This window comes from Endomicrobiales bacterium, assembly GCA_023228045.1.
In the GTDB taxonomy this organism is placed as follows: domain Bacteria; phylum Elusimicrobiota; class Endomicrobiia; order Endomicrobiales; family JALOBY01; genus JALOBY01.
The window spans coordinates 46,805-62,326 of record JALOBY010000006.1; the positions used below are offsets into that span (position 1 = coordinate 46,805).

18 protein-coding genes and 2 tRNA genes are annotated in these 15,522 nt (G+C 38.8%); 1 reads left to right on the top strand and 19 read right to left on the bottom strand.

Going from position 1 to position 15,522, the window contains the following annotated elements:
- Positions 1-26: 26 nt before the first annotated feature.
- The 19 genes from M0Q46_02405 to M0Q46_02495 form a co-directional block, all read right to left on the bottom strand.
- Positions 27-611, bottom strand: coding sequence for an NUDIX hydrolase (locus M0Q46_02405; GenBank protein MCK9582464.1), 585 nt, complete (start codon positions 609-611; stop codon positions 27-29).
- Positions 590-1,135, bottom strand: coding sequence for a nitroreductase family protein (locus M0Q46_02410; GenBank protein MCK9582465.1), 546 nt, complete (start codon positions 1,133-1,135; stop codon positions 590-592). Before M0Q46_02410 ends, M0Q46_02405 begins: the two co-directional genes overlap by 22 nt.
- Positions 1,122-1,529 carry a VanZ family protein gene (locus M0Q46_02415; protein MCK9582466.1) on the bottom strand — a complete coding sequence of 136 codons (408 nt, stop codon included), beginning with the start codon at positions 1,527-1,529 and terminating at the stop codon, positions 1,122-1,124. The genes M0Q46_02410 and M0Q46_02415 overlap by 14 nt, the downstream gene beginning before the upstream one ends.
- Positions 1,526-2,173 (bottom strand): DNA repair protein RadC, encoded by a 648-nt coding sequence (gene radC / locus M0Q46_02420; protein ID MCK9582467.1) that lies wholly within the window; start codon positions 2,171-2,173, stop codon positions 1,526-1,528. The genes M0Q46_02415 and radC overlap by 4 nt, the downstream gene beginning before the upstream one ends.
- 10 nt (positions 2,174-2,183) lie before the next feature.
- Positions 2,184-3,050: a type II secretion system F family protein gene (locus M0Q46_02425; GenBank protein MCK9582468.1), complete on the bottom strand. Its 867-nt coding sequence runs from the start codon at positions 3,048-3,050 to the stop codon at positions 2,184-2,186.
- 11 nt (positions 3,051-3,061) lie between these two features.
- A complete protein-coding gene (locus tag M0Q46_02430) occupies positions 3,062-5,038 on the bottom strand; it encodes a CpaF family protein (protein ID MCK9582469.1) in 1,977 nt (658 codons plus the stop codon).
- A 34-nt stretch (positions 5,039-5,072) separates the two neighbouring features.
- Positions 5,073-5,951, bottom strand: coding sequence for a Flp pilus assembly protein CpaB (gene cpaB, locus M0Q46_02435; protein MCK9582470.1), 879 nt, complete (start codon positions 5,949-5,951; stop codon positions 5,073-5,075).
- Positions 5,952-6,125 carry a Flp family type IVb pilin gene (locus tag M0Q46_02440; protein ID MCK9582471.1) on the bottom strand — a complete coding sequence of 58 codons (174 nt, stop codon included), beginning with the start codon at positions 6,123-6,125 and terminating at the stop codon, positions 5,952-5,954.
- Positions 6,126-6,147: 22 nt separating this feature from the next.
- Positions 6,148-6,221, bottom strand: a tRNA-Glu gene (locus M0Q46_02445).
- Between the two features lie 143 nt (positions 6,222-6,364).
- Entirely contained in the window at positions 6,365-7,159 is a 795-nt protein-coding gene (locus M0Q46_02450) for a type I restriction enzyme HsdR N-terminal domain-containing protein (GenBank protein ID MCK9582472.1), read from the bottom strand.
- 175 nt (positions 7,160-7,334) lie between these two features.
- Positions 7,335-8,384: a DNA recombination protein RmuC gene (locus tag M0Q46_02455; protein ID MCK9582473.1), complete on the bottom strand. Its 1,050-nt coding sequence runs from the start codon at positions 8,382-8,384 to the stop codon at positions 7,335-7,337.
- A 5-nt stretch (positions 8,385-8,389) separates the two neighbouring features.
- Entirely contained in the window at positions 8,390-8,956 is a 567-nt protein-coding gene (locus M0Q46_02460; protein MCK9582474.1) for a LemA family protein, read from the bottom strand.
- Between the two features lie 250 nt (positions 8,957-9,206).
- Positions 9,207-10,478 carry a serine--tRNA ligase gene (serS, locus tag M0Q46_02465; protein MCK9582475.1) on the bottom strand — a complete coding sequence of 424 codons (1,272 nt, stop codon included), beginning with the start codon at positions 10,476-10,478 and terminating at the stop codon, positions 9,207-9,209.
- A gap of 448 nt (positions 10,479-10,926) precedes the next feature.
- Positions 10,927-11,517 carry a pilus assembly protein gene (locus M0Q46_02470; GenBank protein MCK9582476.1) on the bottom strand — a complete coding sequence of 197 codons (591 nt, stop codon included), beginning with the start codon at positions 11,515-11,517 and terminating at the stop codon, positions 10,927-10,929.
- A complete protein-coding gene (locus tag M0Q46_02475; protein ID MCK9582477.1) occupies positions 11,514-12,650 on the bottom strand; it encodes a pilus assembly protein TadG-related protein in 1,137 nt (378 codons plus the stop codon). Before M0Q46_02475 ends, M0Q46_02470 begins: the two co-directional genes overlap by 4 nt.
- The gene (locus M0Q46_02480) at positions 12,650-13,138 is read right to left on the bottom strand and encodes a hypothetical protein (protein MCK9582478.1); all 489 of its coding nucleotides are present in this window, start codon (positions 13,136-13,138) and stop codon (positions 12,650-12,652) included. Before M0Q46_02480 ends, M0Q46_02475 begins: the two co-directional genes overlap by 1 nt.
- A 74-nt stretch (positions 13,139-13,212) precedes the next feature.
- Positions 13,213-13,554, bottom strand: coding sequence for a hypothetical protein (locus M0Q46_02485; GenBank protein MCK9582479.1), 342 nt, complete (start codon positions 13,552-13,554; stop codon positions 13,213-13,215).
- A 94-nt stretch (positions 13,555-13,648) separates the two neighbouring features.
- Positions 13,649-14,353, bottom strand: a complete 705-nt coding sequence (locus M0Q46_02490; protein ID MCK9582480.1) for a type II and III secretion system protein — start codon at positions 14,351-14,353, stop codon at positions 13,649-13,651.
- Between the two features lie 50 nt (positions 14,354-14,403).
- The gene (locus M0Q46_02495) at positions 14,404-14,925 is read right to left on the bottom strand and encodes a hypothetical protein (GenBank protein ID MCK9582481.1); all 522 of its coding nucleotides are present in this window, start codon (positions 14,923-14,925) and stop codon (positions 14,404-14,406) included.
- A 193-nt stretch (positions 14,926-15,118) separates the two neighbouring features.
- Here M0Q46_02495 and M0Q46_02500 point away from each other — a divergent pair.
- Positions 15,119-15,194 (top strand) — tRNA-Ala (locus M0Q46_02500).
- Positions 15,195-15,522: the final 328 nt, after the last annotated feature.

Here is a 15,522-nt window from a genome sequence, read left to right on the forward strand (position 1 = left end):
GATTATAAACAAATCCGAATTACTTGTCAAGTTATTTTTATATTGTTGAACCCGAAATTTGAAAAGTCCGAGTTAAAACACTGCCAATAAAGCGCCGCTATAACTGTTTTTGAATCCTTTATTTTACCTGCATGAATCAATGCAAGCAACTTTTTGAAAGGTACCGCTTTATATGAAATAAACTCGTCTTCATCAGGAGATGCATCAGCTTTACTAAGCCCAAATGCGGCATATATATGCAATACCTCATCGGCAAAGGCAGGAGTAGTCCAAAAAGTAGTTAGTTTTATTATTTTTTTTGCAGTAAAACCCGTTTCCTCTTTAAGCTCGCGCTTTGCACAACTAAGTGAGCTTTCACCGGGGTCTATTTTACCTGCAGGAACTTCTAATGTAATTTCTTTTACAGGGTAGCGATATTGTTTTACAAGCGCGACTGTATCTTTATTAATAAACGGTAAAACAGCAGTAGCGCCCGGATGCACAAGAAACTCCCTAATTGCTTTTTTGCCGTTTGGCAAAATTATTTCATGTGATGTAAAACCAACTGCCTTACCTTTATAATCAAACTGTGTTTTGTGATATTTTTCTTTCATTTTGCCTTTGGGTTCCATAACACAATTTCTTCAAGCGGTTTTCTTATTGGATCACGCGGTTTACCTGACGAGTAGCCCAGCGTAAGCAAACACTCTGGCTTCCAATTTTTTGGCAAGCCAAGCAATTTTTTTATTTTATTTGCCTTAAACCAACCAATATAACAAGTGCCAAGCCCAAGCTCAGTAGCTTTTAACGCACAATGCTCCAATGCAATACCAATGTCTATAAGGTGATAATTAACACCCTGAATAAGCTCGCCTACCTTATGCGTTAATAGTTGCAGCTGGCTTGCCGCAACTATTATTACAGGCGCACTTTTCGCCCAAGTGTTTGGCACAGTTACACCCATACATTGCTCTATAAATTTTTCTTTTAACTCTTTTTGGTCTATTACAATAAAACGCCATGGCTGGGCATTGCATGCGGAAGGCGCAAGGCGCGCGGCTTGTAAAATTGCCTCAATTTTTTCTTTTTCTACTGTTCGCGAATCATAACTTCTAACAGAGTACCTTTGCCCGATAAGTTCATCAAGTGTTGACATTTTTTGTCCCTTTAATGCGTGTATATAAATACAAGCACAAAAACCCAATTAAAATACCAAAACAATCTATAAGCACATCTATTACGCAACCTACTCTTCCAACAACAAATGACTGGTGGTACTCATCGCTTGCGGCATAAAACAAAGCAAATATACCGCCAAACGCGCCTGCAAAACTTTTATTTACAGTATTAAAAAATGCTCGCCGTGAAAGTAAAAATAAAATTGCGTATTCAGTTATGTGCGCTAACTTTCTTAAAATTAAGTCCCAAACGCCAAAGTTTGTTTTTAGGTTTGGTTGGTCTGATAAAAAATAAATTAACGCGCACCAAAGAAAAACCGAACCCCAGAAAAACCCAACTTTTTTATTTTTCGTAAAAGTGTCTATACTCATAATTTGCCATTGTCTTTAAAACTAAAATACCCATTTGCCGATATAATAATATGGTCTAAAACTTCTATACCCATAATTTTGCCGGCCTCGCAAAGTTGTTTTGTTATTGCAAAGTCATCAGAAGACGGCACACTTTGGCCAGATGGGTGATTGTGCGCAAGAATTATGCTTGCAGCGCTGTGTTTTAGTGCTGGTTCAAAAACTTCGCGAGGATGTACCAAACTTGCGTTTAAAGTGCCTACCGATATTTCCTCTTTATGCACAATTTTATTTCTGCCATTTAGGTATACTACAACAAACACCTCTTTTTTCCTGTTTGCAATGTCTTGCAGAGCACTTAAAACATCAGACGGCTTTGTTATTTGAGGAAACGGGTCTGCACCTAAATACCTTTTTGCAAGTTCCGCGGCGCAACAAAGTTCTGCGGCTTTTGCAGGGCCTATGCCTTTTATTTTTGCAAGTTCCTCATACGGCAATAAAAACAGCTTACCGTTTGGAAATTTTTTTAATATTTCTTTTGACAGCTCAAAAACATTTTTGCCGGCATAGCCAGTTCTTAAAAGCACACAGAGCAGTTCTTCATCTTTTAACGCCTGTGCGCCAAGCCGTTTAAGTTTTTCTCTGGGCATTTCCTGTACTACCATAGCATTTCCTTTAACTTTTCGCGTTGACTATTTTTTGTATTATAAAAGAACCCAAATATACCATTATAAAAGCTACCAGCAACATAAAATTGCCTAAAGTTGTACTAAAAAGCAACCCAACCATAGCGGGTTCCATAAGGTACAATAACAGCAAAAGCCCAAATGGCACAAAACTCATAACCAAGCCCGATGAACGCGCCTGTGCCGTAAGCGCGTTCAATTTATTTCTCAAATTCTTTTTTTCACGCAAATTGGAACAAACCATTGAGAGCATTTCAGATAAGTTGCCACCCGTTTGCCTTGAAAGTTTTATTGAATTTGCAGCAAGTAAAAATGCTTCAGAATGAATATTTTCGGCTAATGCCAAAAGTGCATCCGTAACAGGTATACCCAACTTAAAGCTGTTTAGAGCGGTAGCAAATATTTCAGAAGCTGAGTTTTTGTTTGAAAGCGTGTAGTTTTCAAGTGCCGATTCAAAGCTTTGGCCTGCCTGAACCGAACTTGAAACAGCCGAAAGTGCTTCTGTTAAGGTATCTTCAAAAGCAAAGTTCTTTTTACTTTTTATTGAGTTAAAATAACTGTTTATTGCCCAATACATTCCAAGTCCTGCAATAAAACCAAGTATTGGCTTTAAAAAAATAATAGCCACCATAAGGAAAAAAATTACGCTTACAGCTATCTTTATTTTTAAAGAAACTTTTGAGCTTGGATTTTCATATAATTGTGCAAGCGAGCTGTTAAACAAGCTTACTGCTTTTCCTTTTTTGTCTTTTATATCAAAACTTTTTTGCGTTTTTTTGCGCGCGACAAACTTTTTTAGTATCCAAAATGCGCCAAAAGACACTGCGCAAAATACGAGCAAAATTGTAGAAAACATTAAAATAAATCTCACAATATACCCTTGGCCTTTGCCTCTACTTCAAACTCTTTAGCAATGCCATAGTTTTTAAAACTGCCCTGCACTGTTTTGCCGTCATAACCGGTTTGCTCAAAACCAAAAATCGGAGCTGTTTGAACGGAACCGTCCGGCAACAAAGACAGTTTTGCTATCTGCGAAATTTTTCTTGAACCATCTTGATAACGCGCCAATTGCACAATTATCTGCACAGCCGAACAAATTTGTTCCTTTATTGCTTTTTCTGGCAACTCCATTCCTGACATCATAACCATTGTGATAATTCTTGAAACAACATCTTTTGCGGTATTTGCATGCACGGTAGTAAGCGAACCATCATGGCCCGTGTTCATTGCCTGAAGCATATCTAATGCCTCTCCGCCGCGACACTCGCCAACAATAATTCTATCGGGACGCATACGCAAAGCGTTTATAACAAGCCGCCTTATACTTATTTCGCCTTTACCCTCAATTGACTGTGGACGCGCTTCAAGGCGAATAACATGCTCCTGCGAAAGCTTTAATTCTGCTGAATCTTCAATGGTTACAATTCTTTCATCTGTCCCAATAAAAGTGGCAAGCGCATTTAACAGAGTTGTTTTACCTGTACCTGTTCCACCTGAAACAATAATATTTTTGCGCAGCATAACGCACACTTTTAGGAAATCTGACATCTCACTGCTTGCGGCACCAAAAGAAATCAAATCACTAAAAGCTATATTTTTTTTAAAAAACTTTCTTATGGAAAGCAACGGGCCGGATAATGAAACCGGCTCAATAACCGCATTAACGCGCGAGCCGTCGGACAAACGCGCATCTACTAAAGGGGACGCTTCATCAATTCTGCGGCCTATTGGCGCAAGAATTCTGTCAATTACGGTTTTAAGCCCTGCAATGTTTTCAAATTTCACGCTTGATGGTTTTAGTTTGCCATTTTCTTCAATAAATATTTTATTTGGCCCGTTAACCAATATTTCGCTTATTTTTTGGTCTGCGATAAGCTCTTCTAAAACACCCAAGCCCAGCGCCTGGTCAAGAACTTCTTTTGATATACGCTCCCGAATTTCATAGGTAAGCGTTGCGCTTTTTTCTAAAGATATTAACTCGTCAACTATTTTTTTTGCCTTTTGGCGTACCTCGTTTAAACCTGCTGTGTCGTCAAAGCGAATGGAACGAAGATCCATTTTTTCTATTAATTCTTTATGTATTTTTTCTTTAAACGCGCTGAAAACCGCATAAATTTTGTTTGGGTTTTCATGCAAAACCACAACTTGAGCAGAAAACTCTTCTTTTGAAATTTTATCTATAAGATTTTTTATGCCAGAGGCAAACTCAAATGACATGTTTGATAAGGATACAGAGTCAGGATTATTTAGAGCATCCACAAAATCTTTGTCGCTGTATGTTATTTCTGCGAAAATTTCGGCACCAATTGCCTCCGCAAGCTCCGTTGTTTTCATTTGGCCGCCAATATTTTTTCTACAAATCACAGGTTTTATTGCGTCTTTTGCCACAAAGTTTTTTGCCGCACTGTTAATAAAATCTTTCGCGCGAGCAACGCCAAAAGCATGTGGCTCAACAAAAAGCAAAACCATAGCACACTCATGAATAAGGTTTTGCATAGCAATATCTTCTACCAATGGCACGAAAATAAAAGATGAGGTTTTGGATAGTTGTTTTAGTAATTTAGATAAAAGCTGGGTGGAAGATATGTCGAAATCGGGCTTTATTAGTACGAGTTGATTTTTAGAACCAAAGTAGCCCTTTAGAATGTTGGGGCTTATATCTTGTGAAATGGCAATAATTTCAGATGCGTTTTTTACTGCAGGAAAGTTATAAACTAATTGTGCGCTAACAGCTTTTTCGCAAAAATCTAAAAACAAACCACCACTTATAGCACAAAGGTTTGCGCCAAAAAAAAACTTATCAGCACCAAAGCCCGCATCTGCAAGCGCAATTATTTTTCCCATAAATTTAACCCGGATTTAACTTTTAAAAGGTGAGTTAATTACTTTTTTGGTATTTTTTAAGAAGCTCAAGTGTCTCTCGTTGCTTTTTTTGCATCTGTTCCATTGCAACACCAGCAGGTTGCTGAGTTTTATCACCTTGAGTTTTTTGTACAGCTGCTGAGACACCCTCTATAATATCTTGAACCTTAGCACCACAGGTTTGCACTAATGTTTCCTCGCAAACAGGCCTTAAAGAAAACCTAACAATACTTTTTTCGCAGCATAACGCTAACAACTCTGCCTCTTGTGGTAAAACAGAAACGCAAACAGCAGACCTAACAGGAGAGTTTTCTTGTGATATTACACCTTGCTCACTCTGATTTTTTTGTGCCCCACCAAGGTATGCTTTATCTACGGAAAGCACAAGAATGTTTTGTAATACAGTAGCTGCCGCCTGCTGAAGTTTGCCGGCTTTATCTTCAAAATCAAAAACAGCAATTATATCTATTCTGTTGCCTGGCTTTATTCTATCAGCAAGACCTTCTTCATTTGGGTAAAGGGTAACCGCTCTTTTGCCTGTTGGTATTATAGACGACAAACCTGTTTCTAACCCAACTGTATAAAGCTTTGTTAAAATAAGCTGTTCCCCTTTTTCAATTGGCACAACACTCATAAAAAGCTTGCGACCGTCGGAACTATATAACTCTTTAACACTACCAAGCGCTCTGGGCTGAATGTAGTCCTTGGGGACAAGGGCTTCTTCAAACATACTCCCATCTAAAATCACATCTTGATCAATATATTTGTTTGCGCAAAGCACACTTACTTTTTGCGCTGAGGTTGAGTATTTTTTTTCTATGCCAACAAAATACATACCTGCAAAAAGCGCGGCAAGAAAACCACAAAGCAGTGCAATAAGAAGAGGTTTTTTCATTTATTTTATATTTTTTGTTTCATCAGAAATCTTTTCTGACGATTTGTTAAACATATCGGTAATTTTACCACCAAACATTTTTACAGCAAAAATCGCGATTATAGCGATTAATGCAATAATTAAAATATATTCAACCATACCTTGAGCTTTACGACCATTCCAAATTTTTCTCATACTTCCTCCTATTAATATTAAGCGCCGCCAGCGGGGGTCGAACCCGCGATCTCCGCCTTGAGAGGGCGATGTCCTAAACCACTAGACGATGGCGGCAGCTTTAATTTATTGTTTATTCAAGAAACTATTTTTTAAACTTTTGCATAAATTTTAGCAATAGCTTTACTTATTTATCTTTTGCATGAGGCGATCTCTATATTTTTACTTTTAAGATATTTTTTTCGTTATTACTTACTTCTTCATTGGCTTGCTGCTGAGCTACTGGCGTCTCCTGAACCCGTTGTGCTGGTATTCTTGTATTTGTTATTTGTTATTTCTTCTTTCTTATTTTTATTTGGATTTTTTTTGTAAGATCTCCATATACGAATCTGCTCACTATATTTTTCAACAATATCTGTTTTTAATAGATTTTGTATACTTTCAAGTATTTTTTCTTCATCTATAAGTCTGTTTATTTTTTTCTTTAAATGTCTTCTTATCATCATTAGTGTATCTTCGTGAAAAAATGCTTTTATCAGGTTTCCTGGCTGTAAGGCTGATATTTCTTCCCAGTATTCTTCCAATTCGTTTTTTCGTATTGCATCGTATGAGAGACAATACAATTTCTCTGTTATTTCGTTTACATCGCCGTTTATCATATCCAAAGAAAATACCAAAATCCTTCCTATGCCAGTCTTTTCAAATATTAACCTGTACAAACGCCATTCTGCTCCGTTTGTTAATACTACCCAATTAACTCCGCTTTGAGAAGCGTAACTTTCCGCCTGAAATATATGAGCTTCTTTCAATGAAGTATTCGCTGATTTAGCTTCAATATAAAAGCTCACTTTATTATTGATTTCAATTGCTAAATCCACAAACCGTTCTTTTATTTGAAATTCTTTTGTTATATGTTTTAATACATCATAGCCTAGTCCCTCTTCTAGAAACTTAATTACTCTGGTAACGACATCAGCTTCCTTTAAATCCTTTTCTTTTGCTTCCTGCCAGATAGGAATGAATTTCTTTACTGCTTTAAGAATTGGGTTTGCCATTTTACACTCTCCTTTTGCATAAACTTCAAAACATAAAAAAACAAGCAAAGCGATATATGCGTTTTGCTTGTTGGCATTATAGCAAAAAATATATCTGACTTAAAACAACTACAAAATCAAATCTATTATTGATTTCTTACTTATTAATAAAACTTACCCATAAATAACCTGTCAGTTATTCATTTGGCGCAGAGGGCTTTTGAACACCCTCTATGGCATTTGATATTTTACCTTCAAGTTGTAGTGCTTTTTGTGAGCACAAGTCGTATTTGCTTCTTGTATTTTGTATATGCGAGCCAAGTGTTTCAAACTCAATAAAGAACCTATCAAAATCGCCTTTTATTCTGCTTATTCTGCCAATTATTTCCGCGGCCTCTTTTTCCACCTTCATTCCTTTTAGCCCTTGCGAAATCACTTGCAAATAAGCATAAAAAGAGTTAGCAGAAACTGCTATAACTTTTTTTGCAAACGCATAAGCGCCAAGCGAACCCTCAACCTCTTCGTCTTTTATTATTACTTCGTAGTACACATTTTCGGCAGGAATATACATTAGGGCAAAATCAAAAGTGTTCTCATCTGGCCTGATATATTTTTTTGCAATGCTGTCTATGTGCTTCTTAACAGCAGAGACAAACTCTTTTCGCTCTACCTTCTTAACGGCTTCCTCTTTTGCATCAAGCATTCTGCGAAAACTTTCAAGTGGAAATTTTGAATCTATAGGAACTAAGCCCTGTGAAAGTTTTACCACGGCATCAACTACTTCGCCGCTTTTAAACTTATATTGCATAGCATAGTTTTCTGAAGGCAAAACTTGCGCTAACAAATCTTCTAACAAAAACTCGCCAAGATTTCCGCGAAACTTTGGGGCTTTTAAAATGTCTTCCAATGCTGAAATGTTTTTACCAACTTCAAATATTTTTTTGCTTGATTCAGAAAGCTCTCCAAGCTCCTTATGCACGCGGCTTACAACCTCCGACGCGCTATCCATTCTCACACCAAGCGAGTTCTGTGCCGAAACAAACTGCGTAAGAAATGCGTTCATTTGCGCGTTTAACATATCTGTGTTGCTTTTCATTCCATCAGAAAGCTGCTGCTTAACACCTTCTATCTGTTTTGTCATTTCTTCTATTTTTTTATCCGGTTTTTTAAGCAACGAAAAAACCGCCATGGCAATTAGCGCGCAGCAAGCTAAAAAAACGGTATAAAAAATTATTTGTTCGTTCATAAATTTTAAACTGGCATAGCAAATTTTATTTCAGGGGCTTTTTTTGTTTCTTCTTCGGCCGCAAAAAGTTCTTTAGCGCTATGCCCCATTGAGCCTGCAAATAAAACATAAGGTATTTGTGCTATTTTTGTGTTGTAATCTGCAACGGCAGAGTTGTAATACTCCCTTCTTAAAGCAATATCCGTTTCTACCCCGCTAATACGCCCCTGCAAATGCAAAAATGTGCCATCGGCTTTTAGCGTTGGGTAATTTTCTGAAACAGCAAACAAACTTTTAAGTGCCCCGCTAAGCATATTGTTGGCACCTGCCGCCTCTTTTGGCGTAGTTGCCGATAAAAATGAAGTTCTGGCAAGGGTAACTTTTTCTAAAACGCCTCTTTCGTACTGCATATAACCCTCGCAAACTTTAACAAGGTTTGGAATTTCATCAAAGCGCTGTTTTAAAAGAACCGCTATGTTTGCCCATGCTCTTTCTACATTAATTTTCATCTGTACAAGCAAATTATAAATACCAACAAATATCGCAGCCAACACCAATAAAACACCAACAACTATCAACATAGGTATAATCATTTTACCCTCCATTATGTCGCGCCCCGCTTTTGGCGGGACTTAGTACTCACTTCGTTCATACTTGGTTTGGCTAATATGATTACGCCAAACCGCTCTACAAGGGAAAACCTTAGGTTTTCCCGTTTCGTCGTCGCTCGCTCTGCTCGCTGAACCCTTTCCTATTATATGGTACCAATGGTTGGCCACGTCATCAACCACTTCGAGTGCCCTGGGCACTCTCGAAAGAACATTTTAAACAAATTTTGCGCTTTTACTTTACTCCAATTTTTTCAAATTTTGTGTACGGTATGAGAACTTTGGGTATTACAACCGAGCCGTCTTGTGTTTGAAAGTTTTCAAGTATTGCCGCAAAGGCACGGCCAACAGCAACACCTGAACCATTTAGCGTATGAACAAAATCTTTCTTTTTATCACTATAGCGCAATTTTATATCCATCCTTCGCGCCTGAAAGTCCATAAAGTTTGAGCACGACGATATTTCGCGCCAGTTATTTTCAGATGGCATCCAAACTTCAATATCGTAAGTTTTTGCGGAAGAAAAACCAAGGTCACCCGCGCAAAGCTCAACTACCCTGTATGGTATTTCAAGTAAACGCAAAACTTCCTCAGCATCGTTTAGTAAAGTTTCTAATTCCGCCATAGAATCTGCTGGCTTTGAAAACTTTACTATTTCAACTTTATTAAATTGATGATTGCGAATTAGTCCCTTTGTATCCTTACCGTATGATCCCGCCTCGCGCCTGAAGCACGGGGTATATGCAACATATTTTTTAGGCAGATCTTTTTCTTCCAACATATCACCGCGATGCATATTTGTAACAGGAACCTCGGCCGTTGGTATAAGATAAAGGTTATCTTCAGAACACTTAAAAAGCTCTTCTTCAAACTTTGGAAGCTGACCTGTACCAAGCATACTTTGTGCGCTTACCAAATATGGCGGCATAACTTCGCTGTAACCGCGAGAACGGTGTACATCAAGCATAAAATTAATTAAAGAGCGTTCAAGCACACATCCATCACCTTTTAACAACGCAAATCGCGCTCCTGAAAGTTTTGCGGCGGTTTCAAAATCCAAAATACCAAGTTTTTCACCTATTTCCGTATGCTGTTTTGGTTTAAATGAGAACTGAGGAACGGTGCCAAAGCGTTTTACTTCGTGGTTATCTTGCGGGCTTTTACCGTCAGCAATGTTTTCATCGGGCATATTTGGAACGCGCAAAAGGGCATCTTCAATGCGCTGTTCAATAGAGTTTACAAATAACTCTCTTTCGTTTATGCCGCTTTTGTTGCTATCAAGCTCTTCTTGCAACTGGGGTGAAACTTGCAACTTTTCACGCTTAAGCTTACCAACTTCTTGGGATATTTTATTCCTGCGTTCTCTAAGCGCATCTAACTCTGCGACAACCTTGCGGCGCTCCATATCCCACCGCAATATCTCGCTTAAATCATACTCCTGATTTCGCCTGCCAAGCTTGCGCGCTACTTCTTGCGGGTTTTCTCTGATAATTTTAATGTCTAACATTTTCTCACCTAATATCGCCCGCCCTTTGGGCGAGGTCTCGCCCGCTCATAAGAGCGAGGCGGACGTCCCGCCTTGGCGGGACTTAGTGTCTAATTTTACTGTTTTAATTTTATCTTATTACAATTTATGGTGCAAATTACTGTACAATCTCTCAACCATCCATCCCCTATTGCCCAATGGAACATGGCGAGATTTTCAACACTTTTGTTTAGTTGTCATTGCGTCAGCCCAAGGGGCTAGAGACCTCGCCAAAAGCGGGAATCCATCTTGGGTGAAGCAATCTCGTCTTAACTACCAGATTGCCGCGCTTCGCTCGCAATGACTTAAGATTGCTTCGTCGCTATCGCTTTTCGCAATGACAGGTGAGGGCGGGTGGTAATTAAATATTGTATCCCCAGAATTCTCAACTTGTTCATTATGTCTGTGATATGGTGCAAATTACACGGTACTAACTTCCGATTGTTCTCTCATTTGCTTTTTTGTGATTTTGACCAGCGCAGCCAGTGCCTGCAAGGACCTCGGAACGCCCACTTAGGGTTATTGTTTTTCCAAAACCGACAGCCGGTGAAAATATTTTTGGCACACTGAAATTATAAAAAACTTCCACATAAGAAAGTTCACTATTGTAAGAAGCTGGCATTTTTAAAAGCCGCGTGTAACTTATAAGAAGTTGACCCATCTTTACAGGGTTTATTACATCTTCAAAGCCGTCAAACTCAGGGATGTCAAAACCGTTTATTTTAACTACTATGTTTTCATCACCCAGTTTATCTGGGTCAAGTTTGCGCCCCTCAACATTTCTATCTGATAAATAATTCCTGATTTCTTTTCTGATTTGTTGTTCTGAAAGGTTTGTATGTGATATTAAATCGGTGCCATAACGCGCGGCCATTAGTAACTGTTGTTTTGTTATTAATACACGCGAGAACCAAAAAAGTCCTACAAGTAAAATCATAAGCACAGGAATAATAAGCAACGTTTCTAAAAGTGCCTGCGCTTTATTATCCGAAAATCTGCCGCGAGCACAAAATAATTTCAATGTTGTACCCCAAACTTCTTGACTGGAACTAAGTGCGCATCCCAGCCGTTTTTCCTTGTTTTTTTATAGTTTTTTATAACCGGGGAAATTTTATCAGATGCGTTAATGCCATTTGAAACAGGAAACATTGGACCGACTGTGTTATAAACACCTGCTGATGCAACCGTTTCAATGCTTGGCCACTTTATTCCAAACCACTTTGAGAAAATCGGTTGGTCTGCCTGTTCATTGGAGTTTGGTATTTTTGTGCAAACAACCGTAATTTTTTGGCTTTTATCAAAAACTGTTTTGTCAGCATAAAGCCACGATTTATTACCGCTTGACCAAGGCATTGCCTCATAAATATCTTGTACTACAACCGGCAAATCAAGCACAATCACTAATAAAGCATTTACTGCCCACTTAACCACCTGTTGGCTTACACCTACCCTGTTTGATGTATGATAAATTGCTCCCTTGTTTCTTTCAAGCCCAAGTTTTGTACCGCCTATTATTGCCGTATAGTCCGGGCCGCAAAGCTCACCTTGGGCATTTTTTTCTTGCCCTTTTGCCACACGCATAGCCAACGCCCAAATGTTAACTTGGTACGCGCCCATAAGCACATCTTGCATAGCAACAAGTGAGTCAACCATACTTTTAATGCCTCTTATCTGTGCATTGCCGCTTTGATAAGTATCCAAGTAACCTGTAATTTTTTTCTGACTATCGGGCGGCTTAATTATTCTATGAGGAATACCCGGATAACCACCCATTGGAACTAATGGAACACTTATGTGAGGCCCACTCATAATTCCCGAAACCAGAGATACAGAAGCAACATACTTATAATATGTCCACATTAATGAAAATGGTACTGTTTCAGGGCCATACATATAACTGCCAATTGCAAAGTTCATTGCACCAAGCACATTTAACACACGCGCCTTATAAACAGCCGCAGAAAGAGCGGCATTGTCGGCAGCGTTTTGCATCATAATTCTATCAGTTGTAAGTTTTGCCACATTTATAAGCATTGCCCAACATAAAACCAAAACAATGCACATAAAAAAGAAATATGGCAAAACCTGTGCTTGCTCTGAACAAAGTTGTTGCTTTGTAAAAAACTGGTATTTTTTTTGTTTTATTTTTTTCACTAAAACTCTTCTGCCTGCGGGTATGCTTTGTTGTAGTAGCGCCAATCGGGCGATTTAACCATTCTGCTATGCGCCGCACCCGACGGCAATCCGCTTCTATTTGAAACACTTAAAAACTGCGTACTGCCTAATCCGCTTGAAAGCCTGCCAAACATAGAACCAAACATAAGCTTTTGTGCGTAGTATATGTGCGCTCCAAAAGTTCTTACAATTGCTCCTTGTGCATTATTGCCCGATGAATGATCAATGCCAGAAACACCGTATGGGTCTTTATCCCACAATTTCGCGATTGCAATAGTATCACCGAAAAAAATTAAATTTGCTGCTACTGTGGCACTGTTTTGAGGGTTTTGCCCATCGGCGCCCGCTATTGTGCTTCCTTTTGAAACTATTGAGCAACGCAAAACAGAGTGAGCGGCCTCATTAGCCCTAAGCCAGTACACAGCAACTAAAAAAAATTGAATTGCCGCAAAAAAAATAATTGTCATAAAAATAATGACAAGGAGAGTTTCAACCATGGCCTGCCCACTTTGACAATGTTTTATTTTTATCAGGAAGTTTTTCATGGCCCAACACCCAGCAAACCCGCGCGGGTACTTGCAAGTTTATTAAACATAGCACCAAGAGCGCCCGAAAAAAGCGCAATAACACCTATGCAGGCAATTACAAGAATTATCAAAACTATCGCGTATTCAACTGTGGCTTGAGCTTTATCCCATCTTTTGCAATAGGATTTGGAATTCGTCAAAAGATACGGGACATTTTTATCCGCGAAATCCTTGCCAATGGAATTACCATTATCTGCGGTTTCGAGGCACCCCTCTCTACAGCTATCCCAGTGGGGGAGCGCTTTGGTGCTCCCCCCTATGTCAAAACTGCCTCCGTCTCCTTCGCCTCGGTTCACAAACCTATTGCAAAAAATGGGATTATTACCGCGTAGAAAAACAGCGGTTTTAACCCGAATTTTAAGGTTGGCAAAATGGATAAGATACTTTAGGTTATTGAACAAGCTTTGGGGTAACAAAAATTAGAATATTTGTTTTGTTTTCTATCGTGGATTTTCTTGAAAAAAGCACCCCAAGCAAAGGAATATCGCCAAGCAAAGGTATGCCGGTTTTATGGTCTTCTTTTATGGTCTCTAAAAGCCCTGCAAGTGCAATTGTTTCACCACTTTTTACACGCACGCTAGATGTTGCCTTGCGTGTCGCGACTGCAGGGTAACCCTGTACTTTATTTGCCCAATCAAGGCGGCTAACTTCGGTAGTAAGCGTCAAATCAATATACTCACCGTCAACTTTTGGCAGAATCTCTGTTTTAATGCCGTACTCTTTCCACTCTATGCTTGATGCGGTTGTGCCAGTTGCTACAACAGGGAACTCACCGCCAACAAGGAACTTGGCAGTTGTACCTGATTTAGTTACAAGTTTTGGTTTTGAAAGGATTTGTGCGGCGCCTTTTTCCTGTAAAAACTTAAGTGCTGAAGAAAAAGCCGTGTAGCGTGACCACTGCCCTGAACCGATTATGGTAGGAACTTCTGGTAAAAGCGAAGGTGTTTTTGCCGATTCAACTGACATTTCGCCGGCCTCAATTGTATCTGGCCACTTTATGCCAAGCTCCAGAGCTTTATTGTTGTTGACCTCAGTTATTTCAACAGAAATCTCAACAAGTTCGGCAAAAGAGTTTGCGCAAAAACCAAAAAGCATTAGGGAGATTATAAAAAAACGAAAAGGTTTCACCAAAAAATCTCCAGATATTATTGAGCGCTTGGCGGTGTAGTTGGTGGAGCGCTTTTAGCGTTTTGCGCTTCTGCCAAAGCTGGCGACAAAATAACCTGCGTGTTTGCAAAGCCATCGCCAAAACGGCGGCCATTTACATTTACAATAGTTTTTATGCCTTCAGTAAAAACAACTATAACACCAACAACCATACCTATAACTATAACACCAACAACCATACCTGTGCCAATAATAGGAACTATAACAATAATAGAAACTATAACGATAACTAAAGGTAAAGCTAAAATCCAGTTTCTGTTTAAAGAAACATTGAAATCCGACTGCTTGTTTTCTTTATTAAAAGCAACAACTTCAAGCTTCATAAGTGACTTACCTAAGCTTTTATAACGCATAAAACCAAAATCAAAACCATCACGCAGTAAAATATAAGTTGCACCAACAATTAGACCAAGCACTGGAATTAAACTTATAACTGCTACAAGTATACAGTCAATAAGGTACGCCACAAATCTTCTAATTAAATCTGCCTTTGGATACATAAACTACCTCCAAAATTTAATGCGAAACAATTGCATTTTAGCTTAATGCTACCGTTTTTTCAACACATATTATTTAGAAAGTACTGGATATTTTTTAAATTGAGTGTTGCCCCACTTTGCACTTTGTGAAACTTAGTTTTATTGCGCTTTGTTCTCATTTTTGGTATATTACACCATCATTTGTAACAAAAATGGGGCTGTAGCTCAGCTGGCAGAGCGCTTCCTCGGCAAGGAAGAGGTCGACGGTTCAATTCCGTTCAGCTCCACCAAAATATAAAAAAAGAACTTCAAAATAATTTGAAGTTCTTTTTTATATATTTTCTTTTCATGAACAACGATTTTAACTCCCACTTTGGCTGACCCGCCTTTAGCGAAGGCTGACGCAATGACAACAAAAATTTTAGTCATTGCGAGGGCTTTAGCCCGCGGCAATCTTGGTAGTTGACGAGTTGTGAGATTGCTTCGTCGCTACCGCTTCTCGCAATGGGCATAATACTCAAAAAGTGTTGCTAAAAACAAGGGATAAAGTCTTAAATATAGACGACAAGTAAAAACATTTGATACTCTTTTATTGAAACGGTTCAATAAAGGAGCATG